Here is a 25,989-nt window from a genome sequence, read left to right on the forward strand (position 1 = left end):
AACATGGAATTCTCTTGGGACTTCACGCCGGTTCTGCAGAACTACCTCGTCTTGCTGAAGGGCGTGGGGATGACGGCGCTGCTCTGGCTCATCGCGTTCCCAGTCTCGATGCTGATCGGCTTCTTCATCTCGCTGGCCACCGGCTCGCACAACAGGCTTGCCGTCGCCGTCGGACGCTCCTATGTCGAGCTGTTCCGCAACACGCCGGTCATGATCCAGTTGATCTGGTTCTTCTACGCCTTCCCGATCCTCACCGGCCAGCAGCTGACGCCCATCGTCGCCGCGCTGTGCGGCCTGGTCCTGAACGCCTCGGCTTACTGTTCGGAGATTTTCCGCGGCGGCATGGCCTCGGTGCCCAACGGTCAGTGGGAAGGTGCCAGGGCATTGGGGATGAGCCGCCAGCAGCTGATGCGGCGCGTCATCGTGCCGCAGGTTTTTGCGCGGATGCTGCCGGCCTTCACCAACCGCGGCATCGAGTTGGCCAAGAACACTTCCATCGCATCGGTCATCGCGGTGCAGGAACTGATGTACCAGGGCCGGGCGCTGTCGGCCGCGTTCTACCGGCCGCTGGAAATCCTGACGGCCGTCGGCATCATCTACTTCCTGCTGATCTATCCGGGTTCGTACCTGGCCTCGCGGCTGGAGAAACGGTTCGCGCTTCGCGCGTGAGCCCACCGGCCGAGATCCGAAGGACAATCGGCGCACCACCATGAGCAGCATTCCCAAGTTCGCACCCGTCCCGACCCTCACGCGGCGTGACCATGTCGCGGAGACCCTGCGCCGCGCCATCCTGTCCGGCCAGGTGGCGCCGGGAACGCAGCTGATCGAGAGTCGCCTGGCGGCTGACCTGGCGGTGAGCCGCGGCCTCCTGCGCGAAGCCATTCGGGAGTTGATCGAGAGCGGGCTGGCCGTCAATCGACCCTATGCAGGCACCTTTGTCGCCGAGGTCAATGCCAGCGTGCTGCGTGACGTCTACGAAATGCGCCGCGTGATGGAGCGCCAGGCCTACATCCGCATCTGGCCACAACGGGATCGGTCCTTCAGGACCGAGCTGCAACACCGCTTCGACCAGATGATCGAAGCGGTCAAGGGTGACGATCTGGCCGAGGAGATTCGGGCGGAGGCGCACTTCCACGGCCTCGTGTATGAGCGCTGCGGCAACCACCTGATGCCCGCCTTCTGGCAGCAGATGACCCAGAAGACACAGCTGGGTTTCGCCATCTGCCAGATCGCGCATGCGCCCAAGGTGGACTTCGAGGAAAACCACCACAGGTTCCTTGAATGTGCCTTGGGCGAAAGCCTGGACGAGATGCTGGCCGAGCTGGACGCGCATCTCGACCGTGGTCTTGCGACGATCCAGTTCGAGACGGAATCGCCGGCGTCCTCGGCCGGAGGGATCTTGCCCTCGTCGGAGACGGTCATTCCGCTGAAGCCTCGTTGAATCCGAGCGTCAGGCCGCAGCGCCACACGATCTCGAACTGTCCATCGCTCCGGCAGACGCCGATGCGCGGCGTCAGCGAGCAGTGATTGTTTTCCGGGTCGATTGAAAGAGGCCTTCAGGCGAATCGAACGTCACGGCATGTGCGGTTTGCACGAGCCTGCCTGTATCGAGACTTCCGGTGACGCGCCACGGCTGCAGACCGGCGCAAATCCCCTTCCAGGCATGCACCGCTTCAGCCTGGGGATGGTGGCCACGGGCGTGCTGGCAAAAGCTCTTGTCCAGGGGAACGGCTTTCAACCAGGAGCGGTATTCGGAGGCGCGTGCGCAGGTCGTGGCGCGGAGCGCCGGCGCGGATTCTTATTGACGACCCGAATGCCGGGCATCGGGCGGAAGAAATCTACGGGGTTGAGCAAGGCGATGGGCCGTCCGGGCACGGGGCGCGGCGCTCGTACCTAGGCTGTCCTCGGCTGGCTTCAAGCCTGCGCACGGCGCCCACGCCGGCAAACCACGCCTGCAGCGCGGTCGGGTGGCCCTTCTCGTCGATCTCCTTGGGCCGGTAGCAAAGGAGTTCGCCGGGTTCCGTCACAGCCTCCAGGAGCACGTAGTGATATTCGCCGGTTTCCAATTCGTTGACGCTGAGCGCGAGTCTTCCCCGACCTGACATGGTTGCTCCCGTGGTGGATGGGGCGGGTTGTATCTCGTTATGAGTCAAAACGATTGGAAGTATTTCGCAAGAGCTTGCCCTGACCTTCCCCAGCCGATCTCGAAACGACTGGAGCGTGGAATATGTCCTGCATCGGGCGAGCATCGTCTGGCCGCCGAGCAACGGTGCTGCGCGCGCAGTCATCAGGCTGATGCGTGTCCGGCGCGCAGTCGCAGCAACTGCGCACAGCTTCAGCAACAGCAAGAGAACAGGCGGCCGAGGCCGCCCAGGGCTGCCGTCACCTTCGTGACGGCAGGGCTGCAACGAGGTTTACGCAGCCGCCGTTGCGGTGGCTGCTTCAGGCGCCGAAGGCGTCTGGCTGTCCACCGCGGCCGCCTTGCGCGCAACGGGTTTCGCGTTCGCCTTCTTGCGGCTCGGCACGGCCTTGGACACCGCCGCTTTCTTCGCCGTCACGCCGGGCTCCGAAGCCACCGGTGTCTTTGCACGGGTGCTTGTCTTCACTGCGTTCGAAGCGCGCGCTGTCGTGGCCGCGCGGCCCTTCCTCGCTGGCGACTTCTTCACCGGCGGCTGAACCGGTTGGGTGGACGTCGAACCGACCGCAGATTCGGCACGAGGCTTCACAGCCACTTTCTTGCGCGAGGCCTTCACCGGACTCGTTGCCGCCTCGGCGGGCGCCTCAACCGCAGCGCCGGAAGACACCTTCGCGGCCGGCGACGGCTTCCTTGCTTGGCCTTTCGCGGCGCTGGGGCGCGACTTGATCCGTTTGGACACGGTCACCTTGGCCGTCACCTTCTTTGCGGGTGATTCGGTGACGGGTGTGACGGCGGCCGGCGTCGCCGCACCGACCGCGAAACTCTCGAGCGTCCGACCGGCCGCGATGGCGTCGCGCAGCCACGCCGGCCTCGGCCCGCGCCCACCCCACTGGTTGCCTTGCCCATCGCTGAACTTCGCGCGCTGGGCCGCAGCGCGACCCTTGCCATTCGTCGCTTTGATCTTCTTCGAGGCCGAAGGCCGCACGGCCGATGCCGCAGTCGAAGTGAATTTCAGATCGCCAGCCGTGAGGCTGTACGTCGAGATCATGTCGTTGATCTTCGCGATGGCGCCTTTGGCTTCGATCGCAAGTTGCTTTTGGGCGGAGGCCTGGAGAGCAGCAATCTCGCGTGCCAATTGGGCGTAGGTCTTGGTCATGAAGAACTTGAAAGTGGAAAGGCTGGAGTCTAATTAGTTTTGCGCATCCCAATGGATCTGTGCCGCAAACAATTCAAATCCGGTCGAACGCCTGCCGACCGATCGGGACTCATTCATCCGATGACCGCAGCGGCGCTGAGTCCAGCGGCGGCATCTCCCGGGCCAGGATGTACTCGAACGCTTCGCCCGCGTGCCGTGCAGCCGTGAAGATCGCAGTCCGATCGTTCTTCAGCAGCTGCAGCCAGCTGTCCAGATAGGCCGCATCGCAGCATGCTGTTGAGGACCGCTGTGTCCGTGCACAGTCACAGCGTTGGGCTGCACAGATCGGCCTGTTCGCCGAAGCCCTGGCGGTCACCTCACAATTGGGCCCGCGCGCCGGGCCTCGGCGATCCCAGCTGCGCAAAGCCATGCAGCCCAGAACCATTCATCGGTACGCCCTCTCCAGCACCCGAATGACTGTCGAGGCGCCGCCCCCCGGGGTTGCATTTGCGCCCAAGCACCTGGATGGGTCGCTACCGGCTCGACCTGTTGGCGCCGTCCGCGAGTTCCCGGATGCGAAGGTCGACCAGCGAACGCCAGCCCTTGAGGTCTGATCGCTGCCCGTATTTCGCCTCCACTTCTCTTTCTGCCTGCGCACCAAATTGGCGTCTCGTCCCGAGGGGCAAGCGAGGAATGCGGGCGCGCGGCGCGAGCTCGCCCGAATTCAGAGGCGCCGCGGGCGCATGGAAGGGGAACGCGGGGTCCGTTTCGAGCTCGGCGATCAGCTGGGCCGGATTCTCCGCGAGCAAGCTGCACTGCCTTTCGGTGAGACGACGGACAACAGGCGTCCCATACAGCGGCCGCACGGGGACTTCGGTGCCCAGCATCTTCCGATAGCAGCTTGCGCCGAGGACGACGATTCCTCCGCTGTGAGAGACCACGTAGAGTTGCCGAAACGCACTGCGGCCACAGCCGGGGGCCTGACATGCAAACCGTCTGGCCTGTGCGACCTCCACGATCACGAGGAGCTTTCCAGTTTCCATTCGCCGGCCGTAACAGTGGACTTGGAGTGGAAAGTATCTTTGGCGCGATGGCGTTTGTCCGCTGCACTTTCGACATAGGTCGGTAGCGCCTCAGCCATACAGGCGCTGCGAATCACGGTGGACTACCTCGTTTGGAGAATGGCTGATGCATGGGGATCGTCGGAGACGAGGCGCAGGCTCCAAGGCAGGGCATTCCGCCGTGTCGGGACAGCCGGTACGAGCGCAGGCCATCCAACACACGATGCAACTTTGGCGCCGGTGCAAACAGGGACGCCCGCGATGGAGGGTTGAACGCCCTCTCGACCGGAGAGAGGATCGTGGCCGCTCTGGTGCTGAACCGGCCCGAGTGGCTTGCGCAGCTGGGTTGCACCATGGCCGAGGCCGTGGACCGGATCGGACTGATCCGGTGCTCCATGCTGCTCCAGGTGCAGCGCGATCTGGCCGACTTAGCCGGCGCGTGCCGACATGCCGCCGATGGCGATGACGAGGACTGGCATGCCCGAACCGCGCAGGCCTTCGCCCGCGCGCAAGCTTGGACGAGATCGCAGTGACCCGCCACTCGAGCACTCGCCACCAGGCAACCGGGCAATCCTCCTTCTGCTAGCCTGAGGGCGATGGATGGGGCTTGTCCAATTCGGCGACACTTCGGTGTGTGGACTGCAGTCCTCGCAGCCATGGCCGCGTTCGGCATCGACGGCTGCAGCCATCTGCCGCGCCCGGCCACCGTTCCCATGCCGGCGCAACTGGACAAGAGCGCTTGTACCGTGGAGGCGCGGACCCTCCTGATCATTCTGCCGGGCCGCGGCATGACGCTGCGCGAACTGGAGAAGGAGGGCTTTGTCTCAGCAGTACGCAGCCTCGACCTGGCCGTCGACGTCCTGCGCGTAGACGCCCATCTGGGTTACTACCGGGACCGCAGCATCCTGGAGCGCCTGCGCGCCGATGTCATCGCGCCCGCGCAGGCACAGGGCTACCGCTCGATCTGGCTTGCGGGCATTTCGATGGGCGGTCTTGGCGCGCTGCGATATGCCGAGGTGCATCCCGCAGACGTGCAAGGGATGGTCGTGCTCGCGCCCTACCTCGGTGAGCCGGCGGCGAGTCAGGCGATTCTCGAGGCCGGCGGCCTGCTGCGGTGGAAAGCACCCCCGGACCCGCTCCCCGCCGATGAGGTCGCGGCGCATGCCTGGCGCAGCGTCCAAAGCCTCTTGCGTCGCGATGAACTGCCCGCAGGGCCGCCGTTCTATCTCGGCTATGGGCTCTCGGACAGCCTCGCCCCAAGTCACCGCGTACTCGCACAGGCGTTGCCGTCCGGCCGGGTATTCACCGCACCGGGCGGGCATGACTGGAATCCATGGCGGGGCTTGTGGCAACGCATGCTTGCCGCATCGGAGCTGCCGCGCTGCTGAGGTCGGGTCTGGCGTCGGCGCAGATCTCACTCCAGGAGCGCGAAGCCGCAGCGCCCTAGGGAAGGCATTGCAGGCCCCCAGCACCCGCCGATGGAGCGCAGGGTGATCTTGCGCAATCTAGAGCATTCGTCCGACACGGCGATAACTGGTTTTTTATACAGTTCTGCCATCCCCTGCGAAAGGAGCCCTACATGACGGACAAGACGACCCAGGCGCACGCCGCGGAGAGCAACATGGAGAAGGACCCGAGCGACTGGGTCACGGGTGACGAGCCGATGACGGGCGCCCAGCGCTCTTACCTCAAGACCTTGTGCGAGGAAGCCAAGCAGGACTTTGACGAAACGCTCACCAAGGCAGAGGCTTCCCGGCGCATTGATGAGTTGCAAGCAGAGACAGGGCGTGGCACGGCAAAGGCCGAGCAGAGCGCGCAGCATCTCGTGGCCTTGACTCGGTCTGGCCACCAGCCCGAAAGTGCGCGACGCACACGGCTTTATGTGCGAGATCCCGTGAGTGAAGGAGGCCGCTGGGCCGAGATGGAAGGCAGACAGGCTTCGCCGGCGAATGCCGGGGGGCCAACCGGTCCTCGTGTCGAGTCGGCGTTGGGTGACAACAAAAAGAAAACGGCCGCGCGTGGCGGCCGTCGTGAACTTGAGATCACGGGCAGGGATCGCCGCCGGCCGCTTGCCTCGGTACGCTGACCACGCGCTTCAGGGCTGCGAAGGTTCGCTGCGCGATCCATTTCAATCGGCGCGGAAATGCTGCCGTAAGGCAGTGGTGAACTCCCTCGGATTGAGCAATGCCGGATAGTGCCCGCCGGTAGTCTGTCGGAACTGCGCGCTGCCACGATAGCGCTCACGCATGGCCTCGCGCGTCGGCTCACCGATGACCGGATCGTTTTGCGTATCGAGCAAGGCCATCGCTTCGGCGGGCAGCTGCACGGTCGACAACACGGGTGCGCCGAGCACGGCGAGCAGAGCGGACTTTGCGGGGATGCGATCGCCCTTCGGGTCGGTGTCGCGGAACTCCCATGAAGCGCCTGCGGCTTCCCAGCGCACTGACCGACTTAGCGGGCGCGCGGCCGCGGTCATGTGGCTGGTTCAGGCAACAAGCGTACGAGGACACTGCTGCGGGCCACCTTCGCTGCGCCTCCACTCCGGCCGCCAGGCCCCCTGCCCATCACTCCTTCACGGACCCCGTCAAGCCCGACACGTAGTACTCCACGAAGAACGAGTAGATGAACGCCACCGGCAGCGAGCCCAGGAGCGCGCCGGCCATCAGCGGCCCCCACTGGTAGACGTCGCCCTGCACCAGCTCGGTCACCACGCCGACCGGCACCGTCTTGATCTCCGACGAGGAGACGAAGGTGAGTGCGTAGATGAACTCGTTCCACGACAAGGTGAAGGCGAAGATGCCGGCCGAGATCAGACCGGGCACGGCCAGCGGCAGCACGATCTTCACCAGGATCTGCCAGCGGCTCGCGCCGTCGATCAGCGCGCACTCCTCCAGCTCGAAGGGAATGGAGCGGAAGTAGCCCATCAGCAGCCAGGTGCAGAACGGAATCAGGAAGGTCGGGTAGGTGAGCATCAGTGCCAGGCGCGTGTCGAAGAGGCCGAGGCCGAATACCACGTTCGCGAGCGGGATGAAGAGGATCGACGGCGGCACCAGGTAGGCGAGGAAGATCGCCAGCCCCACTTGGCGCGAGCCGTTGAAGCGCAGCCGCTCGATCGCGTAGGCCGCGAACACCGAGCAGCCGAGCGAACAGAAGGTCGATACCACCGACACCAGCAGCGTGTTCCAGATCCATTGCGGGTACGAGGTCTCGAACAGCAGTTTGTGGAAATGCGCCAACGTCGGCGCCACCACCCAGAAGGGATTGCCCGCGCGCGTCAGCAGTTCGGCGTCGGGCTTCACCGAGGTGATCGCCATCCAGTAGAACGGGAACAGCAGCACGATCAGGAAGACCACCAGCGGCAGGTACACGGTCACCACTTTGCGCGGCAACGATTCGAGATAGCTCATGCCGACCATGTCGGTCGTTGCGGCTTGGCTGGCCCTCATTTGTCGGATCCTCCTTGCTGCCACTTGCGTCTTTGCAGGCCGAAGTAGCTGAAAAGCACGCAGGCGAGCAGGAACGGCACCATCGCGATCGCGATGGCCGCGCCTTCGCCGAGCGCCCCGCCCGAGATCGCGCGCTGGAAGGACAGCGTGGCCATCAGATGCGTGGCGTTGAGCGGCCCTCCGCGCGTGATCACGTAGATGAGCTGGAAGTCGGTGAAGGTGAAGAGCACCGAGAAGGTCATGACCACGGCGATGATCGGCGTCAGCAGCGGCAGCGTGACATGCCGGAATTGCTGCCAGGGCGATGCGCCGTCGATGGCCGAGGCCTCGTAGTACGAGGGCGAGATGGTCTGCAGCCCTGCCAGCAGCGTGATGGCGACAAAGGGGATGCCGCGCCAGACGTTGGCTGCGATCACGGACCAGCGCGCATTCCACGGATCGCCCAGGAAATCGATGTACCTGTCGATCAGCCCCATCTTCAGCAGTGCCCAGCTGATGATCGAGAACTGGGAGTCGTAGATCCACCAGAAGGCGATGGCCGAGAGGGCCGTCGGCACGATGTAGGGCAGCAGGATGATGGCGCGAAAGAGGGTCTTGAAACGGATGTTCTTGTTGAGCAGCAGCGCCAGCCACAGCCCGAGCACGAACTTGAACACGCTTGCCACCACCGTGTAGAGCAGCGTGTTGAAGAGCGCCAGCCGCGTGACCGCGTCGCCCCAGAGGAACTCGTAGTTCTCCAGCCCGATCCACTGGCCGCCGCGGCCGACCTTGGTGTCGGTGAAGCCGAGCCAGATGCCCAGGCCGAGCGGATAGGTGAGAAACAGCAGCAGCAGCCCCGCTGCCGGCAGCATGAAGAGCAAGCCGAGGAAGTTGCGACTGTCGGCCAGCCGCGCCGTCCACGGACGCGTCGCCACCGGCGCGTCCGTGGCGGCCTCAGACCTTGTAGTAGCGCTCGGCACGCTTTTGCGCCCGTTCGGCGGCTTCCTTCGGCGACTTCGAGCCGCTGGCCGCCTCGGCCACCATGTTCGGAATGATGAAGTCGGCCGCCGCGCCCGCCGAGGCGTAGCCCAGCTTGCCGTCGTAGCCGGCCGGGCGCAGGTTCTTCACCGAGTCGCGGTAGGGCGTGTTCTTCGGGTCCACGGACCAGATCGGGTTCTTCTCGTAGTCGGCCAGCGGCTGCGCCACGTAGCCGCCGCCGCCCTGCAGCCAGTCGTCGAACTGCGGCCGCTCCATCATGAAGCGCAGGAACTCCTTCGCCGCCTGCGGGTACTTGGTGTACTTCATGATCATCTGGTTGAAGAACAGGTGCGACTCGGTCGGCACCCCCACCGGCCCGATCGGGAACACCGCATGGCTGATGTCGGCCGCCATCTCCTTGATCTTCGGGTCCTGCGAGTTCTTGGCCGCGTAATAGATCGAGATGCCGTTGTTGGTCACGCTGATCTGGCCGTCGAGGAAGGCCTTGTTGTTGTTCGGGTCCAGCCACGAGAGCGTGCCCGGGATGAAGTTGGCGTAGAGCTCCTTCGCGTACTCCAGCGCCTTCAGCGTCTCCGGGCTGTCGATCACCACCTTGTTGCTCTTGTCGACCAGCTTGCCGCCGAAGGCCCACACCAGCCAGTTGGTCCAGGTGCTGTCGCCGGTCGCATTGCCCAGCGCCATGCCACCGGGCGTGCCCTTTTCCTTGAGCGCCTTGTAGAGCTTGAGGAAGTCGTCGGTGGTCTTCGGGAAGGCATCGAAGCCGGCCGCCTTCACCATGCTCTGGCGATAGACGATCAGCGAGCCCGAGGCACCCAGCGGCAGGCCGATCCACTTCTTGCCATCGGGTCGCATGAAGGCCTGCGCGGCCGGGTACCAGCCACCGTACTTCTTGCCCAGGTACTCGGCCAGGTCGGTGACGTCGAGCAGCTTGTCGGGATAGAGATTGGCGTCGTCGTTGGTCGACAGAATGATGTCGGGCCCCGCGCCCGTGTTGGCCGCCACCGCCGCCTTCGGCCGCACGTCCTCCCAGGTCTCGTTGTCGACGCGCACCTGCACGCCCGTGGCCTCGGTGAACTTCTTCACGTTGGCCATGTAGGCATCGATGTCGCCCTGCACGAAGCGGCTCCAGCGCAGCACGCGCAGCGTGGCGCCCTTCTCAGGCTTGAAGGTCATCGACTGCGCGTGCGCGGCGCTGGGGAAGACCGCGGTGCCGGTGCCGAGCGTGGCGGCGGCGGCGACGCCGGCCGAGCCTTCCAGAAATTGGCGGCGATTGAACCCAGTCATTGTTGTCTCCTTCGTGTTTTGAACGGACTGCCGGTGGAATTCAGGACACCAGCCGTTCGCCGGTGCCTGCGTCGAAGAGGTGCGCGCGCTGCAGATCGGGTTGCAGATGGATCGTGGTCCCGGGCGCGAAGTCGTGGCGCTCGCGAAACACGGCGGAGAGTTCCGCGCCCTCGTGACGGCACGCGACGAAGGTGTCCATGCCCGTCGGCTCCATCACGGCCACGCGCGCGGGGATGCCGTTCGAATCGGCGAGCGTCAGGTGCTCGGGCCGGGTGCCGTAGACCACCGGCTGGCCGTCGACGCCGCCGCAGCGCAGCGGCGCCGCGAGCCGGGTGCCGTCCTTCAGTTCCACGTGCGCGGCGCCGTCCCTGCGCCGCAGCGTGCCCGGCAGGAAGTTCATGGCCGGCGAGCCGATGAAGCCGGCGACGAACTGGTTGGCCGGGTTGTCGTAGAGGTCGAGCGGGCTGCCGGTCTGCTCGATGCGGCCGTCGCGCATGACCACGATCTTGTCGCCCATGGTCATGGCCTCGATCTGGTCGTGGGTGACATAGATCGACGTGGTCTTCAGGCGCTGGTGCAGCTCCTTGATCTCGCCGCGCATCGCCACGCGCAGCTTGGCATCGAGGTTGGACAGCGGCTCGTCGAACAGGAACACCTGCGGGTCGCGCACGATGGCGCGGCCCATCGCCACGCGCTGCCGCTGGCCGCCCGAGAGCTGGCGCGGAAAGCGCTCGAGCAGCGGGATGAGGCCGAGGATCTCGGCGGCGCGCTTCACCTTGGATTCGATCGTGGGCTTGTCCAGCTTGGCCAGTGCGAGCGCGAACGCCATGTTGTCGCGCACCGTCATGTGCGGATAGAGCGCGTAGTTCTGGAACACCATCGCGATGTCGCGCTCCTTGGGCGGCAGGTCGTTTACGCGCCGATCGCCGATGCGGATTTCGCCGCCGTTGATCTCCTCCAGGCCTGCGATCATGCGCAGCAGCGTCGACTTGCCGCAGCCCGACGGGCCCACCAGCACGGTGAACGAACCGTCCTGGATGTCGATGTCGACCCCATGCAGGATGGAGACGTCGCCGAAGTTCTTCTTGACTGCCTGGATCGTGACACTGGCCATGCACTGAGTCCTGAGAGTTCGCAAGCGGACGCGCGCCGTCGCAGCGCGCAGTATTGGCAATGCGATGGGCCCGCGCATCAGGGCAAACCGGGGGATGCGCCCTGCGTCGGCCACTTGTATGATGACCCGATAAGCGCTTCATTTCACCACCGCCGTGCGGGCGTCCACCCTCCCCCAGCCCCAGCAGTTGATGGTCGATCGGTTGTCGGACCGGCTGGCGGCGCGCCTGTGCGCGCAGATCGAATCCGGCGCGCTGAAAGCCGGCGACCGGCTGCCCACCGAGCAGCAGCTCGCGGCTTCGCACGGAGTCTCGCGCACCGTCGTGCGCGAGGCGGTGCACCAGCTCAAGTCCAAGGGCATGGTGCAGTCGCGTCAGGGCCTGGGCGTGTTCGTCGCGCCGCCGCCGCCGCATCAGGCGCTGGCCTTCGACCCCGCCGTGCTGGGCTCGGTGCAGGCGGTGGTGCACGTGGTCGAGGTGCGCCGCGTGCTCGAGGGCGAGATCGCTGCGCTGGCCGCCGAGCGCGCCACCCGCGCGCAGATCGCCGCCCTGCGGCGCAGCCTGAAGGCCATCGACGCTGCCGTCGCCGACGGGCGCGACGGCGTGGCGGAAGACCTCGCCTTCCACCGCGTGATCGGCGAATCGACCGGCAACCCGCAGTTTCGCCTGCTGCTCGGCTTTCTCGAACAGTACCTGCGCGAGGGCATGCGCATCACGCGCGGCAACGAGGCCCGGCGGATGGACTTCATGGCGGCGGTGCAGCGCGAGCATCGCGCCATCTTCGAAGCCATCGCCGCGCGCGATGCCGTCGCGGCGAGACATCACGCCATCGATCACCTGATCCGCGGCGAGCAGCGGCTCGTCGAAGGGGGGGTCATCGACGGCCGGCGCCGGCGCGCCGCTGCGAAGGCCGTGCGCGCCGCAGCGACGCTGCGCCGCCCGAAGGACAAGCAATGACAACGAAGGACAGCGTATGAAACTGATGATCACCGGCGGCGGCGGCTTCGTGGGTTCGCGCCTCGCGCGAGCGCTGCTCGCACGCGGCACCTTGGCCGGCGAGCGCATCGACAGGCTCGTGCTGACCGACATCGCGCCGCCGCCGGCGGATCTGCTCGCGGATGCGCGCGTCGAGGCACGGACCGGCCCGCTGCTCTCGCAGACCGACGCCTTGCGCAAGGAGCCCTTCGATGGCGTCTTCCACCTGGCCTCTGCCGTGTCCGGCGAGTGCGAGGCCGATTTCGAGCTCGGCCTGCGCTCCAACCTCGACAGCACGCGGGCGCTCCTCGACGCGTTGCGCGCGCAGGTCGACGCGGGCGGCAAGGTGCCGCGCCTGGTCTTCTCCAGCTCGGTCGCGGTCTTCGGCCCCGATGCGGCCGTGCCGATGCCCAGCGTGGTGGCCGACGCCACGCTGCCCACGCCCCAGACCTCGTACGGCACGCACAAGCTCATCTGCGAGCACCTGGTCGCCGACTACACGCGCAAGGGCTACATCGACGGTCGGGCCGCACGGCTGATGACCGTGACGGTACGGCCCGGCAGGCCCAACGGCGCGGCCTCGTCCTTCTTCAGCGGAATCATCCGCGAGCCGCTGGCCGGCATGGAAGCGGTCTGCCCGGTGTCGCCCGACGTATCGCATCCTGTGTCGTCGCCGCAACGCACGGTCGAGGGCCTCATCGCCGTCTTCGAGGCCAGCCGCGAGGCCTTCGGCGGCCGCACCGCGCTCAACCTGCCGGCCCTCAACGTGCGCGTGAGCGAGATGCTCGACGCGCTCGAGCAGGTCGCCGGATCCGCCGTGCGGGCGCGCGTACGCTTCGAGCGCGACGAGCGCATCGCCGGCATCGTGGCGAACTGGCCCACCGGCGCCTCTGCGGCGCGCGCCGCGCGGCTCGGGCTCCTGCCGCACGACAACTTCGCCGACATCGTGCGGCAGTACATCGACGACTGCCGGGCCCGGCCCGACGCCGACCAAACCCTGAAGGGAATGCGCTGATGAAGCCGAAGAACAACAACAAGAGAAGCAAGCCTGCGGCGCTGCGCTCCCAGGCCTGGTTCGACAACCCGGCCAACGCCGACATGACGGCGCTCTACATCGAGCGCACGATGAACTTCGGCCTCGGCTTCGACGAGCTGCAGTCGGGGCGCCCGATCGTCGGCATCGCGCAGACCGGCTCGGACATCGCGCCGTGCAACCGCCATCACCTGGTGCTGGCCGAGCGCGTGCGCGAAGGCATCCGCGATGCCGGTGGCATCGCCTTCGAGTTCCCGATCCATCCCATCCAGGAAACCTGCAAGCGCCCGACGGCGGCGCTCGACCGCAACCTGCAATACCTGTCGCTGGTCGAGGTCCTCTACGGCTACCCGCTCGACGGCGTGGTGCTGACGACCGGCTGCGACAAGACCACGCCGGCCCAGATCATGGCCGCGGCAACCGTGGACATTCCCGCGATTGCGCTCAATGCGGGGCCGATGCTCAATGGCTGGTTCCAGGGCGAGCGCACCGGCTCGGGCACCATCGTGTGGAGGGCGCGCGAAATGATGGCCGCCGGCGAGATCGGCTACCAGGAATTCCTGAAGCTCGTGGCCTCCTCGGCCCCGTCGACCGGCCATTGCAACACCATGGGCACAGCATCGACCATGAACTCGCTGGCCGAAGTCCTGGGCATGACGCTACCGGGCAGCGCCGCGATTCCGGCGCCCTATCGCGACCGCCAGGAGATGGCGTACCTGACGGGCAAGCGCATCGTCGAGATGGTGCGAGAAGACCTCAAGCCTTCGGACATCCTCACGCGCGCGGCGTTCGAGAACGCAATCGTCGTGAACTCGGCCCTCGGCGGCTCGACCAATGCGCCGATCCATCTGAATGCCATCGCGCGCCACATCGGCGTCGCGCTGACGACGGCCGACTGGGAGAAGCACGGCTACAAGATCCCGCTGATCGTGAACCTGCAGCCGGCCGGCGAGTACCTGGCCGAGGAGTACTACCGCGCCGGCGGCGTGCCGGCAGTGGTCGCCGAGTTGATCGCCCAGGGCAAGATCCAGCCGGCGCTCACCGCCAACGGCAAGACGCTCATCGAGAACTGCGCAGGCAAGTTCACCAGCGACCGCAAGGTGATCTTTCCGTACGCCAAGCCGATGAAGAAGAACGCCGGCTTCCTCAATCTCCGGGGCAACCTGTTCGACTCCGCGATCATGAAGACCAGCGTGATCACGTCGGAGTTCCATGCGCGCTACCTCGAGAATCCGAAGGACCCGATGGCCTTCGAAGGCACGGCCATCGTCTTCGACGGCCCGGAGGACTATCACCGCCGCATCGACGACCCGAGGATGAAGCTCGATGCGAACAGCATTCTCTGCATGCGCGGCGTGGGGCCGGTCGGCTATCCCGGTGCGGCCGAGGTGGTCAACATGCGCGCGCCCGACTACCTGCTGAAGAAAGGCATCACCGCGCTGCCCTGCATCGGCGACGGCCGGCAGTCCGGCACCTCGGGCTCGCCGTCGATCCTCAACGCCTCGCCGGAGGCCGCGACCGGCGGCGGGCTCGCACTGCTCGAGACCGGCGATCGCGTCCGCATCGACCTGAAGAAGCGCACGGCGAACATGCTGGTCTCGGAGGAGGAGCTCGCCAGGCGCCGGGCAAAGCTCGCGGCGGCCGGCGGCTATCCGTACCCGCCGAGCCAGACGCCGTGGCAGGAGATCCAGCGCGCCGTCGTCGACGAACTCTCCGAAGGCATGGTGCTCAAGCCCGCGGTCAAGTACCAGAAGATCCATGCGACCTTCGGCATTCCCCGGGACAACCATTAGCGGCGGTTGAGTGTCGGCGCAACGAACCCATGGGGGACCAACGATGTCCGATCCAATGCCATGGCGCACGGATCTAGGTCTTGCAGGCGGCCGTGAGGCAGTGTTACCAGAACTTCCACCACGGCTTGCGCGGCGCGACCGGCGCCAGGGCCTCGAGTTGCTGTAGCTGACTCTCGCTCAGGCGCCTTCGCCGTTCGACTTCGAAGGCGTGGGCCACGCCGAAGGCCCGCCGGTCGCCGCGCAGCGCCTGCGCGCGCCAACTGACGGCGAGCTCCTCGAGGCGCTCGTCATCGAGGCTGGCGATCTGGGACGGCGTTGGCACGGTGGTCATGTGCGCGATGATGATAGTCCCCGATCGTGTGACGAGCTACCCGCGGGAGCGCGTCGCGAGGGAACACGCGCCAGATCCCCGAAGCCAGGAGGCTGGGAAAGTTCGTGGCCGGCTTCATCGGCTCGCCGGCGATGAACTTCATCCCCGGCCGCTGCACGCCCGAAGGCTTCGCGGCCGCCGGCGTCATGCTGCCCATTCCCGCGGGTGCCGGCAAAGCGCACGCAGGGCGCGATGCCACTTACGGCATCCGGCACGAGCACTTCGAGCCCTGCGCTGCCGGCCAGGGCGTGGCGGCGCGGGTGACGCTCGTGGAACCCCGGGGCTCCGAGACGCAGCTCGGCCTGCGCCTGGGCGACGCGCAAGGTGATCGCGCTGTTCCGCGAACGCCTGGCCGTGGCGCCGGGCGACGTGCTGCACCTACCAAGGCACCCGGATTGAAGTGATCGCCGGCTACAGCATCGCGAGCGAAGCCGTCCATCGCCTCCTGGTTGCCGTGCACCGCCAGGCGGCGACCAGGCGCAGCACCTGCAACTCACGGTGCGTCAGGCTATGCGGGCGCGCGGCGCTGGCGGCGCTTGCCAGCGCATCGGTTCGCGCCACGTCCGGCATCGCGCGAAGCAGGAGCCCGAGGCGATGCCTGGGACGCCCCTCACCTCATGACGACCACGGCCACCACCGCCACCACGATGGCCAGGGCGATCAAGGACAGATGGCGGCGCCACCGCCCAGCATCTGGTTCACGCTGCTCTTGATGAAGATCCGACAGCTCCTGAAGCTGGGTGGGGCCGGTGTCTAGGGCTGCCGCAAAACGGTTGTGATCGCTGAATCTCTTTGCCATGGCTTTGGAGGTGGGATGGTTGTGAGTTGCGGAAAGTGTAGCCATTTGTAGTACTGAAGAATGGGCAACAGGTCTCGCTTTTGTGATCTTTTCACTTATCTGCAAAGCGAATGTGTGTGTCGAGCGATGACGCGATGCGCAAGAAGCGCGCCGGCGAGCAGCGGCACGTCCGCGGATCAGTCAGCCGCGCCGATCGTCACGAACAGGCCGCAGCAAATCTGGTTGAACCGTTTGCCCGTGCGCGCAAGCCGTGCGTTGATGCGCTGTGCCATGGCGACGATCAACAGCTCCGTGGCGAACTCAAACACCGCAAAGGTACAGGCCATCACGACGAACTGCGTCACGAGGTTTCCGGCCGGGTCGATGAAGTGCGGAAGGAAGGCGGCAAAGAACAACAGCACTTTCGGGTTGGTCAGCGCCGTGAGCGCCCCCTGCCGGAACATCGAGGCAACCAGGCGCATTGCCGGCACTTCGGACTGCCGCCCGAGCGCATCCTGGGCCGCACGGCGATACGGCTCAAGGTGTCGATCTGGGGCCGATAACGACGCCTTCGCAAGGCGCCAGCACCAGCCCTTCTTTTTCTATCCGCTGGGGGCGCGTGGGAACAGTCGACGCCAGCACGATCGAGTGTGCCGGCAACAGCGCGGGCGACAGGGCTGCTGCGCTGGCGCCGAAGTTCAACAGCACCACCACCCGCTGCCCCTTGAACTCGCGTGCGTACGCCAGCACGTCCTCTTCGCTTTCCAGAGCCTCATAGTCGCCCCGATTCAGCGCCGGCTGCGCGCGGCGCAACGCGATGAGTTGCCGATAGAGCGTCAGCATGGATGCGGCGTCACGCGCCTGCGATTCGACGTTGCGCTTGGGCCAGTCGTCCGCCAGGCGCAGCCACGGGGTACCGGTGGTGAAGCCGGCCTGCGGTGCGCTGCTCCACTGCATCGGCGTGCGCCGCGGATCGCGGCCCAGGCCCTTGCCCGGCGCGTTCTTCTCGAACGGGTCCTGCACTTCCTCTGGAGGGATCGCGACGTCGGTCATGCCGATCTCGTCCCCATAGTAGAGCGTGGGGGTACCGCGCAGCGTGAGCAGCAGCATGGCCGCCAGCCGCGCCATCTGCGGACCGACGCGGCTCGCGATGCGGGGCTTGTCATGGTTGCCCAATACCCAGTTCGGCGCGGCGCCGGCGGGCAAGGCGGCTTCGTAGTCGCGCACCAGGCGGTCGATGCGCTGGGCCTGCCACTGCGCCCCGATCAGTTGGAAGTTGAAGGGCAGTTGCACGCCTTCGAGCACGCCCTCGGCGTTGAGCCCGTAAAAGGCGACCAGGCGCGAGAGCGGCAAGTAGAGCTCGCCGATCAACACGCGCGACGACGTCGCATCGCCGAAGGCGTCGACCACGCGCCGCATCTCCGCCACGATCTGCTGCATCTCCGGGCGATCCGTGGAGTAGAGCGGGATCCAGCGCAGCGCCGGGAATTGGCCAACGACGAAGTCCGGGTTGAGCGGGTTGTCGCGGAATTCCGCGTCCTTGATCAGGTCGGAGAGCACGTCGACGCGAAACCCGTCCACGCCACGCCGCAACCAGAAGCGCAGCACTTCATACATCGCGGCGCGCACCTCGGGATGGCGCCAGTTGAGGTCGGGCTGTTCCTTCAGGAAGGAATGGCAGTAGTACTGCCCGGTGGCAGCATCGAGCGTCCAGGCCGGGCCGCCGAAGTTGCTCTGCCAATTGTTGGGCGGACCGCCGTCGGGCGCCGGGTCGCGCCACAGGTACCAGTCGCGCCGTGGATCTCCGCGCCTGCTCCGGCTCTGCATGAACCAAGGGTGTTGGTCGGACGTATGGTTGGGCACGAAGTCCAGGACGAGCTTGAGCCCCCGCGCATGGGCCTCGCTGACCAGGGCGTCGAAGCCGGCCAGCGTGCCGAAGCGCGGATCGATGTCGCAATAGTCGGAAACGTCGTACCCGAAATCCGCCATCGGTGAGGGATAGATCGGCGAGATCCAGACGGCGTCGATGCCGAGCGCGACCAGGTGGTCGAGCCGCGCGCGGATGCCGTCGAGGTCGCCGATGCCATCGCCGTTGCTGTCCTGGAACGACCTCGGATAAACCTGATAGAAGATTCCGTGCCGCCACCAGTCGTCTGCTGACATTCGCATCCTTTCGGTATCGAGGGCGCCCATTCTCCCCAAGAACCCACGCGGGCGCTCAGTCGATCTTCGAGCCGGTTTCCCGGACCACCGCGGACCAGCGCGCCACGTCATTCTTGAGCGCCGCGGCAAAGGGTGCCGGGCCCATGCCGATCGGCTCGGCGCCCTGCTGGGCCAGTTGCGCCTGCACGTCGGGGCTGGCCAGCGCCTTGGCGCTGGCCGCGTGCAGCGTGGCCACCACCTCGGGCGGCGTCGCGGCCGGCGCGAACACGCCGTACCACGGCGTGGCTCCGAAGCCGGGCAGACTCTCGCCAATGGTGGGAATGTGCGGCTGGCTACCCATGCGCTTTTCGTTGGCCACGCCCAGCACCTTGAGCTTGCCCGACTTCACGAAGGGCATCGCCGAGGGCGCACTCTGAAACGACACCGGCACCCGCCCGCCGACCACGTCCGTCACCGCGGCCGCAGCGCCCTTGTAGGGCACGTGCACCATGTCGATCCCGGCCCGGGCCTTGAGCATCTCGCCCAGCAGGTGGTTGAGCGTGCCGTTGCCGGCCGAGGCATACGCCAGCTGGCCCGGTTGCGCCTTGGCCTGCGCGATCAGCGCCGTGACCGAGCTGGGCGCAAAGCCCGCGTTGGCGACCAGCAGGTAGGCCGCGCTGGCGAGCATCGTCACGGGCTGGAAATTCTTGATCGGGTCGAAGCCGGCATGGGCATACAGCGCAGGGTTCACCACCTGCGTGGTGCTCAGGTTCAGGATCAGGGTGTAGCCGTCCGGCCGCGCACGGGCGGCGGCCACGGTGCCGATGTTGCCGCCCGCGCCGGGCCGGTTGTCCACGATGAAGGGCTGCCCCAGCAGCGTGCTCATCTTCGCGGCGTAGATGCGCGCGATGGTGTCGTTGGCCCCTCCGGGGGCCTGCGGCACGATCAGGGTCACCGGCTTGGCCGGGTAGGCATCGGCTGCGGCCGTGCCCGCGCAAAGCAGCGAGAGGGCCAGCGCCAGGAGGCGGGCCGGTCCCATGGCCAGCGGCTTCATGGCAGCTCCTTCGCCTGCGCGCCATCGCTGCGCCAGGCCAGCGCCATCACGGCGCGCAGATCATCGGCGCTGCGTATGGGCCGGATGTTGTTGCGCGTCACCATCGGGTGCTGCAAGGCCGGCTCGATCATGGCCTCGACCTGTTGGCGGTTCAGTCCCAGGTCTTGCAGCGCCGTCGGCAGGCCCAGTTGCTCCAGCAGGCGCTGAAGAATTTCGTGGAACGGCTCCCCGGTGGCGCCCAGCGCCAGCCGCAGCCGGTCGTGCTGCTCGGTGGCCCAGCCCTCCAGCCACTTCGCCTGTGCCAGCATCAGCACGCAGGCCGCGTCGCTGTGCGCGACAGAACCGTAGGGGCCGACGATGTGCACCATCCAGTGGCTGAAGCCATGCGGCACCGACATCTGGCCCATGCCCGTGTACCAGGTCGCGAGCTGGCAATTGGCATGCGCCTGCCGGTTCGACGGCTCCTTCAGGAGCGGCAGGTTCTGCATGTACAGCGCGATGGCTTGCTCCGCCAGCAGACTGGCGAAGGGATGCGGGGACGAAGAACAGGCCGTATTGATCGCATGGTCCAGTCCGCGGATGCCGGTGGAAAGCAGCAGCGGCAGGGGTGTCTGCGCCAGGATGTCGGGGTCGTAGATCACCGCCCGGGGCGAGCCTTCGGGCACCACGAAACGGGCCTTCAGGTGGGTCAGTTCGTCGATCGGTGTGCTGACCGGCGTCCATTCCGAGGTCGCGAGTGTGGTGGGAATCGCGATCTGGCGGATCGCCGGTGCGGCGCGCGAGGTGGTCAGCATCTCCGTGCCGTCGTCGGACAGCACGAACTGGAGCTTGAGCAGCGCCTCGCGGCTGTACGCGTTCTCCGAAAGGCACAGCTGAATCGCCTTGCACATGTCCATGACCGATCCGCCGCCCACGGACAGCAGCACGTCGGCGCCGGCATCGCGGACCTGCTGCGCCGCCCGCAGCACGTTGGACAACGGCGAATGCTCGCCCACGTCGTCGGTCAGCCCGACCAGCCGTTCGCCCAGGCAGGCGCGGATTCGGGCGATCACCTCCGTGCGGGTGTTCAGCGAGCGGGAGCACACGACGAACACGCGGCGATAGCCGAACAGCTCCATCAGGCCGGGCAACACCTCGTCGGCGCGCACGTTGTGCAGGATGCGTTCATGCCCCGTGAAGCGGTAGCGATGGGCGGTCAAGTCATTGCGGGCAGGGGTCGGCAAGCGCGTCTCCGGTTGTATTCAGTGGGCACAGTGTTCCCACCACCGCGCCGCCGATCAAACGAGATTTCCGCCGCGCTCGCTTGATAATTTCGCAACCCTTTGGCGCCAAGATGGTGCTACCTCCTCCCCTTGCGTACAGTCCGGAGGTTCCATTGACAACGCCCATGACTTCGCCCAGACCCCCCACCCTGCACGAATTCGCCGTCCTGCGTGTGCTTCGCGCCGAGGCCGAGCACCTGCCGCGCGCAGCGGCAAGGATGGCGGCGACCTATCTGCCCAGCATCGAGCTGCCCACGACCTGGCGGCCAGTGCTGGCACGGGCGCTCGAGGAGCGAGCCGGTGATATGACATGTCCGCCGCTCGATGAACTGCAGGCCGAGTACGGCCGATGGGGCGCATGGCTGCCCGCCGCCTATCACGGGGATGCAACGGACGCGCGCTTCTGGCTGGTGGGTCTGCAAGACCACGCGGCCGAGTACCTGCCCCGGCCCTCACCCACGCCGTGACAGACCATCCTCCGCTCGACCCATGCCGGCATCAGCGTCATCGGCAAACAGGTTTGCCACATCCAGAGCGGGATGGCGCTTGTAGAGCGCCCGCATGCGAGAAGCGTCATGACAGAAGAAGTCCCGCATCCAGCGCCGGTACGCGTCCGTCGCCGCTCGCGCGCCGACGCGCCCGGCCAGGCAATCGGCAGTCGCATGGGCAGCCAGCATGCCGCTCATCATGGCGCGCAGCACCCCGTGCGAGGAACTGGGGTCCAACTGTGCGGCGGCATCGCCAAGAAGCCAATAGCCCGGTCCCGCGCAGGCCCGGCGCAGCGACCAACCAAGATCGATGCCCGCCCCTGGCGGCGTCGTTGTCGCATGCACACCGACGTCTACGCATGCCACATCGCCATTGCCCAGGGGCGCGCGCCACGTCCAGCCGCTCGGGGTGGCGCTGAGGCTCGGATCGAGGCGGTCCTCGCTGGCGACTTCGGCCGAGGCCTCCCACCAGAACCGACCGCGCAACGCGGGCGAGGCACTCTGCGCGGCCACACCCAGAAAGGTGGCGATCTCGGCACGTCGTCCAGTCGCATCCGCCACCCAGTGGGTAGGCCAGCATCGGTCGCCGGCCCAGACGACCTGATCGCTCGAACCGAGGCCGCAGATCGCCTGGAAGCGCGTCGACCGCGACAGCAGCACGCCTGCGGACTCGGCGGCATGCTGCAGCACTGCCTGCAACCGTGCCCTCGGTGCCTGAAACCCGCGCCAAGGTCCCGCGCTGTCCTGGCCGTACGGTGCGAAGCGGCGTGGCCCATCCCACTGGACCCAGATGCCCTGGTGGCGATGAAATCCCGCCGCCACCACCGCCTCGCGCACGCCCAGGCGCGCCAGCACGGGCTCGATGCCGGGATGCAGCGTTTCGCCCGGCATGCGACATGGCTGCGTGCGCCCTTCGAGCAATGCAACGCTCAGGCCCATGCGACGCGCATGCAGTGCTGCGGCGCAACCCGACGGGCCGGCCCCCACGACCACCAAGTCCCAGCGGCCCGAGGCGGGGGTCATTCCGCGTTGACAATCGCCCACTGCGCGGCCGCCTCGGTGCGGCGAAGCGCGACCGGTTCGTCGGCGGCGACAAAGAACTCGTTGCGCTGCTTCAACTCGATCCGGCGCAGCCGCGGATTGCCCGCAACCGCCACGCTGGGGTCACCGTCGCCCACGAAGCTTGCAAGCGCGTAATACACGGGCCCGCGCAGCACGTGGGTCGCCTCCTGCTGGGCTTGCTGGAGCTCGGCGTCGCCTGGACTCGTGCGGCGGAACGACACGATCAGCCACCGGGTGCGGGTCGGCCGTACGTTCACCCCGCCCGACAGGACCCAGTGGATGCGCGCGGCGGCGAGCACGCGGCGCTGGTATTCCTCCACCGAGATGCGCGCGGTCAAGCGCTGGCTGAAGCGGTTCTCGAGCGCCTGCGCGACGTAGTCCACGTGCAGGAAGCTCGCCATCTCCAGGAATTCCTTGCCATCCACCTCGATCAGCCGCGGACCCGCCACGCCGTCCCATGGCAGGGCCCTGCCCCGACCGATCTCGTCGTCCGTCAGCGGCGCAACCGAACCGCGCAAGCCGGGATTGCCCGTATGGGGTGACATGCTGCGATAGACATCGGGCGCGACCGCAGGCCAGAACGTGCTCAGCGCCGCGCACAGTTTCGCGTCCTCGGGGAATGGGCTGCCCAAGCCATAGCCCGCCAGATGGGGCAGCTTCCGGCCGCCGACCTTCAACACGTCGACCGAAACATCCCATCCTGGCGCGAAGACGCCGGCGCCGTCGTCGGGCAGCGTTGACGCACGCATCGTGTCGACAGGCAGCGTGGCGGGCGGCGGTCCCTCGGCGCTGCGGCCCATGGCGACCACTGCCGTCAGCGTGTCGTCATGGGCATCGAAAGGATGATCTGGCAGCTGAAGGTTGGCGGGCAGGCGCACCTCGCTCAAGGGTTCCGGCGCGACGCCCCAGATCTGTTTTCCCCTGAAACTGGCGGGAATTGCCTCCGACCCGGCCCAGCGGCTGAGTTCGCGCTGTCCCGCGGACGGAAAGAAGTCGGGCGCACTCAGCAGAAGGTAGGCGGCTCGGGTCGAAGCGTCGACTTTGGGCTGGCCGCTCAAGGCGGGCACCGACACGTTCACCCAGCCTTCCCCGGTCATGTCGCGGTACAGCAGCGCGTCGTAGCCGCCGGCCGCCACGCGTGCGCCCACGTCTGCTTGTTCGTTCAGATCGACCAGGTTCCCATCGCGGACCTGCGTGCGCGCATGCACGTAGGCGGGGTATGGGTGGATCTCCCCCTGACCCGTGTTCTCGAAGGGCGTTGTGTAGGTCGCGAAGGCCTCTGCGGGCCGAGCCGGCACGCGGAAGCTCAACGCACGACCATCGAAGACTGCCGGTTCGACCAGGCGTTTGTGAACCTTCGGCACGACCGCTACGCGGCCATGCTCGCCGCTTTGGATCAGTGTGGCGAGGTCCTGCTCGACCACGAACGGAAAGCTCGTGCGCTTGTCGTTCGGATCGAGCGACTGCATGACGCGCTGCAGCTTCAGGTTGAAGAAGCGCGCGTCGAAGTCGAGGGCAAGATCGAGCCCGCGAAGGCACTCGGTTCCATCGAACAGCTTGTGGACCGGAATCCAGTAGGACCGTCCGGCTTCCGACGCGCCGGCCTTGTGCAAGCGCATCACGCGTGCGTCGGTGCCGGCCACCCGCGTGGCAAGCCACGCGCCGAGTCGAACAGGGACGACGCGGAACGCATGCATGTCGTTTGCGTCCTCCGGCCAGTAGCCTCGTCGTTCGGGCAGGTAGCGTGCGCGAGCGGTGCCGATGCGCGCCAGGCCGGTGCGCGAAAAGGTCAGGTCGGCGTGGCGCCCATCGATGCAGTCCGCCGCAGGGCGGTACTCGGCGGCGTACACAACCACAGCCAGCGGGCCCCCGCCCACCGAATCGCTCAGCGCGTCGAGCGAGGAACCTCGCAGCGCGAAGATGGCGTTCTCGATCGCCTCCAGCTCCCGGATTGTCGCGAAGGCCTGGAGCAGCGCCCCGCCCGCGCCGCGAAGGACATGAGAGCTTGCCATGGCGTGGTACAGCAGGCTGCATGCAGGCCGGCCGGGTGCGAGGCCACTGTCGCCATCCGGATGAAAATCGCCGAAACCGGGCATGCCCCGGTCCACGCGTGGGAGCGTGCGTGTGAGCACGTCTTGCAGATCCACCGCGCTCGGCTGCCGGATGTCCAATGCGCCATCGCTGACACGCAGCAGCAGGTCGCGCCAGCCAAGGGGGGCCAGGCGGTCACAGGCGCCCTTGACGTCGTCCATCACTGTCATGCGAACTCCTTTGCGTGCGCGGCGCAGTGCGCCGGACGGTTTTCAGGCGAGGCCTTGCAGGAAGGGAATGCTCGGCGCGAAGAAGAACTCGCCGCCCTTCATCGTGACGAAGCCATCGAAGGACGCCTCTGTCTGCGGCGTCGTCCTGTCGTACTCGGTGCGCCAGGTCTGGGGCACGCGATCGTGCGGTGGCCCATCGGGCGTATCGCTGTCCAATTGGCCGATGATCGGATCGAGCCCTGCGCGTGGATGAACGACGCCGTTGCGGTCCGCATTCGTGCCGTTCTTGATGAAGTCCTGGTTGTTGGCCCATCCCCGCTGCATGAAGGCGAACTGGTTGCGGATGCTGGCCTGGTAGCACATGAACAGCAGGCCGACGCCCTTCGACGGCAGATCGTCCAGGGCCTGGAAGGCGTTGGGATGGCGGTTGCGCTCGCCAAAGGTGATGCCACGCCGAACGATGCGGTGGGCGCGCTCGGCGGGCTCGGCTTGCTCCGGCGGGAGATCGAACTGAACACCGATGTCGCCGCGAGGATTGGTCTTTCGGATGTGGGCGTGGAACGGGCACTTGGCGCCCCGCTCGTCTCCGGTTCCCTGTCCGTCGAAGCGGAAGTTGTTCTCCTTCGCCGGCACGAAGCCGTCGGTCTGTGACAACCCAAGGGGCGTGCCGTCGCGAAAGCGGCCAACCACCATGGCGCCCGCCCGCTCTCGATCCTCCTCCTTCAGGCCCAGGCTGTCGGCCAGTTGCTGCTCGGCGATGCTGAAGGCGCGAACGTTCTGTTCAAGTTTGCGGAAGACGAAATAGCTGCCAAAGCAGTCCGCCTCCTTCGCGAGCGGATCGGGCAGGAGGACGAGTTTCACCGGCTCGAACGGATTCCAAACGTCGATGCGACCGCCCTTCGCTTCGCGCGTGGCCGGACCGAACCCACCGCCTTCGAGATTGACGAAATCCGTGGCCAGGAACAACGGCTGGCTGCGGCCATCGACGTAGCCGAAGTGCTCGATACCCTCCCCATCGTTGCTGCGCAAAGCAGTGCCGCGTTCGACGCGCGCGATCTCGCAACGGCCATCGAGCGTGTCGATCGTTTGCCTGGCACTGCGCAGGAGGAAGCCCTCATCGTCGTCGGCAAGCAGCAGCATGGCGTCGATATCCGCAGTGTCGAAACCCGGATCCCACTGCGAATTGGGTGGATCGCCGAGGTCGAAGGTCGCATGCCGCGCCATCCCATCGAGGAAGTTGGAATGCGTCTCCTTGGGCTGGCCTCCGGCTTCTGCGAATCCCGCGTTCAAGTCCGCATCGTCGACGCCGAGCTTTCGGTAGCCATTGGCCGACAACAGCAGGCTGCGGAACATCGCGCCGGGAATCTTGTAGTCGCGGTACTGCTGCCGCTCGATCTCCTGTTTGTGCGCCGAGGTGACCTGGCGCGCGAGCTCTGCGACGAGCTTTTTCGCTTTTGCGGGCGCTGCGGGCAGGCGCAGGAAGATGTGGACCGTGTGGTCCCGGCCGTGGCCGGACAGGATGTTGCCCTGCAGGTTCTTCAACCATCGCTGGTGTTGCGGATCGTGCGGATCGATCGGTGCGGTGTTGGCGAGTTGTTCCGGTGTCATGGCAGCTCCA

At 66.7% G+C, this 25,989-nt stretch carries 27 protein-coding genes; 10 read left to right on the top strand and 17 right to left on the bottom strand.

What is annotated here, in order from left to right; genetic code table 11:
- Nucleotides 1–3 precede the first annotated feature (3 nt).
- Entirely contained in the window at nt 4–669 is a 666-nt protein-coding gene (locus AC3A6X_RS05410; protein WP_487841195.1) for an amino acid ABC transporter permease, read from the top strand.
- Between the two features lie 40 nt (nt 670–709).
- Nucleotides 710–1,441, top strand: coding sequence for a GntR family transcriptional regulator (locus tag AC3A6X_RS05415; protein ID WP_487841196.1), 732 nt, complete (start codon nt 710–712; stop codon nt 1,439–1,441).
- On the opposite strand, the gene AC3A6X_RS05420 is transcribed toward AC3A6X_RS05415, so the two are convergent.
- From AC3A6X_RS05420 to AC3A6X_RS05430, 3 genes are all read right to left on the bottom strand, one after another.
- Entirely contained in the window at nt 1,419–1,544 is a 126-nt protein-coding gene (locus tag AC3A6X_RS05420; RefSeq protein ID WP_487841792.1) for a hypothetical protein, read from the bottom strand. The two genes, AC3A6X_RS05415 and AC3A6X_RS05420, sit on opposite strands and share 23 nt — an antisense overlap.
- 870 nt (nt 1,545–2,414) lie before the next feature.
- Nucleotides 2,415–3,293 carry an H-NS histone family protein gene (locus AC3A6X_RS05425; RefSeq protein WP_487841197.1) on the bottom strand — a complete coding sequence of 293 codons (879 nt, stop codon included), beginning with the start codon at nt 3,291–3,293 and terminating at the stop codon, nt 2,415–2,417.
- Nucleotides 3,294–3,805: 512 nt separating this feature from the next.
- The gene (locus AC3A6X_RS05430; RefSeq protein WP_487841198.1) at nt 3,806–4,294 is read right to left on the bottom strand and encodes a hypothetical protein; all 489 of its coding nucleotides are present in this window, start codon (nt 4,292–4,294) and stop codon (nt 3,806–3,808) included.
- Between the two features lie 338 nt (nt 4,295–4,632).
- Between AC3A6X_RS05430 and AC3A6X_RS05435 the strand changes: the two genes are divergently transcribed.
- The 3 genes from AC3A6X_RS05435 (at nt 4,633) to AC3A6X_RS05445 (ending at nt 6,419) form a co-directional block, all read left to right on the top strand.
- Nucleotides 4,633–4,866, top strand: coding sequence for a hypothetical protein (locus AC3A6X_RS05435; RefSeq protein WP_487841199.1), 234 nt, complete (start codon nt 4,633–4,635; stop codon nt 4,864–4,866).
- 123 nt (nt 4,867–4,989) lie between these two features.
- Nucleotides 4,990–5,721, top strand: a complete 732-nt coding sequence (locus AC3A6X_RS05440) for an alpha/beta fold hydrolase (protein WP_487841200.1) — start codon at nt 4,990–4,992, stop codon at nt 5,719–5,721.
- 191 nt (nt 5,722–5,912) lie between these two features.
- Complete coding sequence (locus AC3A6X_RS05445; RefSeq protein ID WP_487841201.1) at nt 5,913–6,419, top strand: DUF3072 domain-containing protein; 507 nt, start codon at nt 5,913–5,915, stop codon at nt 6,417–6,419.
- 42 nt (nt 6,420–6,461) lie between these two features.
- Here AC3A6X_RS05445 and AC3A6X_RS05450 read toward each other — a convergent pair whose 3' ends face one another.
- The 5 genes from AC3A6X_RS05450 to AC3A6X_RS05470 all read right to left on the bottom strand — a co-directional run bounded on the left by AC3A6X_RS05450 (nt 6,462) and on the right by AC3A6X_RS05470 (nt 11,155).
- Complete coding sequence (locus AC3A6X_RS05450; RefSeq protein ID WP_487841202.1) at nt 6,462–6,809, bottom strand: hypothetical protein; 348 nt, start codon at nt 6,807–6,809, stop codon at nt 6,462–6,464.
- Nucleotides 6,810–6,897: 88 nt separating this feature from the next.
- A complete protein-coding gene (locus AC3A6X_RS05455) occupies nt 6,898–7,779 on the bottom strand; it encodes a carbohydrate ABC transporter permease (RefSeq protein ID WP_487841203.1) in 882 nt (293 codons plus the stop codon).
- Entirely contained in the window at nt 7,776–8,630 is an 855-nt protein-coding gene (locus tag AC3A6X_RS05460; protein ID WP_487841793.1) for a carbohydrate ABC transporter permease, read from the bottom strand. The genes AC3A6X_RS05455 and AC3A6X_RS05460 overlap by 4 nt, the downstream gene beginning before the upstream one ends.
- An 82-nt stretch (nt 8,631–8,712) precedes the next feature.
- The gene (locus AC3A6X_RS05465) at nt 8,713–10,041 is read right to left on the bottom strand and encodes an ABC transporter substrate-binding protein (protein ID WP_487841204.1); all 1,329 of its coding nucleotides are present in this window, start codon (nt 10,039–10,041) and stop codon (nt 8,713–8,715) included.
- A gap of 40 nt (nt 10,042–10,081) precedes the next feature.
- Nucleotides 10,082–11,155 (bottom strand): ABC transporter ATP-binding protein, encoded by a 1,074-nt coding sequence (locus AC3A6X_RS05470; RefSeq protein WP_487841205.1) that lies wholly within the window; start codon nt 11,153–11,155, stop codon nt 10,082–10,084.
- Nucleotides 11,156–11,345: 190 nt separating this feature from the next.
- Here AC3A6X_RS05470 and AC3A6X_RS05475 point away from each other — a divergent pair, with 190 nt between their 5' ends.
- Genes AC3A6X_RS05475 through AC3A6X_RS05485 form a run of 3 tightly spaced genes read left to right on the top strand, consistent with a single transcriptional unit; the run spans nt 11,346 to nt 14,954 of the window.
- Nucleotides 11,346–12,110, top strand: a complete 765-nt coding sequence (locus AC3A6X_RS05475; RefSeq protein WP_487841206.1) for a FadR/GntR family transcriptional regulator — start codon at nt 11,346–11,348, stop codon at nt 12,108–12,110.
- 16 nt (nt 12,111–12,126) lie between these two features.
- Nucleotides 12,127–13,143, top strand: a complete 1,017-nt coding sequence (denD, locus tag AC3A6X_RS05480) for a D-erythronate dehydrogenase (protein WP_487841207.1) — start codon at nt 12,127–12,129, stop codon at nt 13,141–13,143.
- A complete protein-coding gene (locus AC3A6X_RS05485; RefSeq protein WP_487841208.1) occupies nt 13,143–14,954 on the top strand; it encodes an IlvD/Edd family dehydratase in 1,812 nt (603 codons plus the stop codon). The genes denD and AC3A6X_RS05485 overlap by 1 nt, the downstream gene beginning before the upstream one ends.
- A 103-nt stretch (nt 14,955–15,057) precedes the next feature.
- Here the strand turns inward: AC3A6X_RS05485 and AC3A6X_RS05490 are convergent, their stop codons facing one another.
- A complete protein-coding gene (locus AC3A6X_RS05490; RefSeq protein ID WP_487841209.1) occupies nt 15,058–15,285 on the bottom strand; it encodes a hypothetical protein in 228 nt (75 codons plus the stop codon).
- 104 nt (nt 15,286–15,389) lie between these two features.
- On the opposite strand from AC3A6X_RS05490, the gene AC3A6X_RS05495 reads away from it, so the two are divergent.
- A complete protein-coding gene (locus tag AC3A6X_RS05495) occupies nt 15,390–15,728 on the top strand; it encodes a TOBE domain-containing protein (protein ID WP_487841210.1) in 339 nt (112 codons plus the stop codon).
- Nucleotides 15,729–15,934: 206 nt separating this feature from the next.
- Here the strand turns inward: AC3A6X_RS05495 and AC3A6X_RS05500 are convergent, their stop codons facing one another.
- From AC3A6X_RS05500 to AC3A6X_RS05520, 5 genes are all read right to left on the bottom strand, one after another.
- On the bottom strand, nt 15,935–16,168 hold the full coding sequence (locus tag AC3A6X_RS05500) for a hypothetical protein (RefSeq protein ID WP_487841211.1): 234 nt from the start codon (nt 16,166–16,168) through the stop codon (nt 15,935–15,937).
- 131 nt (nt 16,169–16,299) lie between these two features.
- On the bottom strand, nt 16,300–16,584 hold the full coding sequence (locus AC3A6X_RS05505) for a LysE family translocator (RefSeq protein ID WP_487841212.1): 285 nt from the start codon (nt 16,582–16,584) through the stop codon (nt 16,300–16,302).
- A gap of 55 nt (nt 16,585–16,639) precedes the next feature.
- On the bottom strand, nt 16,640–18,265 hold the full coding sequence (locus AC3A6X_RS05510) for an alpha-amylase family glycosyl hydrolase (RefSeq protein ID WP_487841213.1): 1,626 nt from the start codon (nt 18,263–18,265) through the stop codon (nt 16,640–16,642).
- Nucleotides 18,266–18,320: 55 nt separating this feature from the next.
- The gene (locus tag AC3A6X_RS05515; RefSeq protein WP_487841214.1) at nt 18,321–19,298 is read right to left on the bottom strand and encodes a tripartite tricarboxylate transporter substrate binding protein; all 978 of its coding nucleotides are present in this window, start codon (nt 19,296–19,298) and stop codon (nt 18,321–18,323) included.
- Complete coding sequence (locus AC3A6X_RS05520) at nt 19,295–20,521, bottom strand: iron-containing alcohol dehydrogenase (protein ID WP_487841215.1); 1,227 nt, start codon at nt 20,519–20,521, stop codon at nt 19,295–19,297. Before AC3A6X_RS05520 ends, AC3A6X_RS05515 begins: the two co-directional genes overlap by 4 nt.
- Before the next feature lie 164 nt (nt 20,522–20,685).
- Between AC3A6X_RS05520 and AC3A6X_RS05525 the strand changes: the two genes are divergently transcribed.
- Nucleotides 20,686–21,027 (top strand): hypothetical protein, encoded by a 342-nt coding sequence (locus tag AC3A6X_RS05525; RefSeq protein WP_487841216.1) that lies wholly within the window; start codon nt 20,686–20,688, stop codon nt 21,025–21,027.
- On the opposite strand, the gene AC3A6X_RS05530 is transcribed toward AC3A6X_RS05525, so the two are convergent.
- Genes AC3A6X_RS05530 through AC3A6X_RS05540 form a run of 3 tightly spaced genes read right to left on the bottom strand, consistent with a single transcriptional unit; the run spans nt 21,013 to nt 25,979 of the window.
- The gene (locus AC3A6X_RS05530; protein ID WP_487841217.1) at nt 21,013–22,071 is read right to left on the bottom strand and encodes an NAD(P)/FAD-dependent oxidoreductase; all 1,059 of its coding nucleotides are present in this window, start codon (nt 22,069–22,071) and stop codon (nt 21,013–21,015) included. The genes AC3A6X_RS05525 and AC3A6X_RS05530 overlap by 15 nt on opposite strands.
- Nucleotides 22,068–24,371, bottom strand: coding sequence for a hypothetical protein (locus AC3A6X_RS05535; protein WP_487841218.1), 2,304 nt, complete (start codon nt 24,369–24,371; stop codon nt 22,068–22,070). The genes AC3A6X_RS05530 and AC3A6X_RS05535 overlap by 4 nt, the downstream gene beginning before the upstream one ends.
- 42 nt (nt 24,372–24,413) lie before the next feature.
- On the bottom strand, nt 24,414–25,979 hold the full coding sequence (locus AC3A6X_RS05540) for a Dyp-type peroxidase (RefSeq protein ID WP_487841219.1): 1,566 nt from the start codon (nt 25,977–25,979) through the stop codon (nt 24,414–24,416).
- Between the last annotated feature and the right edge of the window lie 10 nt (nt 25,980–25,989).

The sequence above is a fragment of the Variovorax sp. Soil_C_12 genome (assembly GCF_057657375.1).

Excerpts from the sequence above, each read along its gene's own strand:
- AC3A6X_RS05410 (WP_487841195.1), top strand. The coding sequence starts at position 4 with ATGGAATTCTCTTGGGACTTCACGCCGGTTCTGCAGAACTACCTCGTC.
- AC3A6X_RS05415 (WP_487841196.1), top strand. The coding sequence starts at position 710 with ATGAGCAGCATTCCCAAGTTCGCACCCGTCCCGACCCTCACGCGGCGT.
- AC3A6X_RS05425 (WP_487841197.1), bottom strand. The coding sequence starts at position 3,293 with ATGACCAAGACCTACGCCCAATTGGCACGCGAGATTGCTGCTCTCCAG.
- AC3A6X_RS05440 (WP_487841200.1), top strand. The coding sequence starts at position 4,990 with ATGGCCGCGTTCGGCATCGACGGCTGCAGCCATCTGCCGCGCCCGGCC.
- AC3A6X_RS05445 (WP_487841201.1), top strand. The coding sequence starts at position 5,913 with ATGACGGACAAGACGACCCAGGCGCACGCCGCGGAGAGCAACATGGAG.
- AC3A6X_RS05450 (WP_487841202.1), bottom strand. The coding sequence starts at position 6,809 with ATGACCGCGGCCGCGCGCCCGCTAAGTCGGTCAGTGCGCTGGGAAGCC.
- AC3A6X_RS05455 (WP_487841203.1), bottom strand. The coding sequence starts at position 7,779 with ATGAGGGCCAGCCAAGCCGCAACGACCGACATGGTCGGCATGAGCTAT.
- AC3A6X_RS05460 (WP_487841793.1), bottom strand. The coding sequence starts at position 8,630 with ATGCTGCCGGCAGCGGGGCTGCTGCTGCTGTTTCTCACCTATCCGCTC.
- AC3A6X_RS05465 (WP_487841204.1), bottom strand. The coding sequence starts at position 10,041 with ATGACTGGGTTCAATCGCCGCCAATTTCTGGAAGGCTCGGCCGGCGTC.
- AC3A6X_RS05470 (WP_487841205.1), bottom strand. The coding sequence starts at position 11,155 with ATGGCCAGTGTCACGATCCAGGCAGTCAAGAAGAACTTCGGCGACGTC.
- AC3A6X_RS05475 (WP_487841206.1), top strand. The coding sequence starts at position 11,346 with ATGGTCGATCGGTTGTCGGACCGGCTGGCGGCGCGCCTGTGCGCGCAG.
- denD (WP_487841207.1), top strand. The coding sequence starts at position 12,127 with ATGAAACTGATGATCACCGGCGGCGGCGGCTTCGTGGGTTCGCGCCTC.
- AC3A6X_RS05485 (WP_487841208.1), top strand. The coding sequence starts at position 13,143 with ATGAAGCCGAAGAACAACAACAAGAGAAGCAAGCCTGCGGCGCTGCGC.
- AC3A6X_RS05490 (WP_487841209.1), bottom strand. The coding sequence starts at position 15,285 with ATGACCACCGTGCCAACGCCGTCCCAGATCGCCAGCCTCGATGACGAG.
- AC3A6X_RS05500 (WP_487841211.1), bottom strand. The coding sequence starts at position 16,168 with ATGGCTACACTTTCCGCAACTCACAACCATCCCACCTCCAAAGCCATG.
- AC3A6X_RS05505 (WP_487841212.1), bottom strand. The coding sequence starts at position 16,584 with ATGCGCCTGGTTGCCTCGATGTTCCGGCAGGGGGCGCTCACGGCGCTG.
- AC3A6X_RS05510 (WP_487841213.1), bottom strand. The coding sequence starts at position 18,265 with ATGTCAGCAGACGACTGGTGGCGGCACGGAATCTTCTATCAGGTTTAT.
- AC3A6X_RS05515 (WP_487841214.1), bottom strand. The coding sequence starts at position 19,298 with ATGAAGCCGCTGGCCATGGGACCGGCCCGCCTCCTGGCGCTGGCCCTC.
- AC3A6X_RS05525 (WP_487841216.1), top strand. The coding sequence starts at position 20,686 with ATGACTTCGCCCAGACCCCCCACCCTGCACGAATTCGCCGTCCTGCGT.
- AC3A6X_RS05530 (WP_487841217.1), bottom strand. The coding sequence starts at position 22,071 with ATGACCCCCGCCTCGGGCCGCTGGGACTTGGTGGTCGTGGGGGCCGGC.
- AC3A6X_RS05535 (WP_487841218.1), bottom strand. The coding sequence starts at position 24,371 with ATGACAGTGATGGACGACGTCAAGGGCGCCTGTGACCGCCTGGCCCCC.
- AC3A6X_RS05540 (WP_487841219.1), bottom strand. The coding sequence starts at position 25,979 with ATGACACCGGAACAACTCGCCAACACCGCACCGATCGATCCGCACGAT.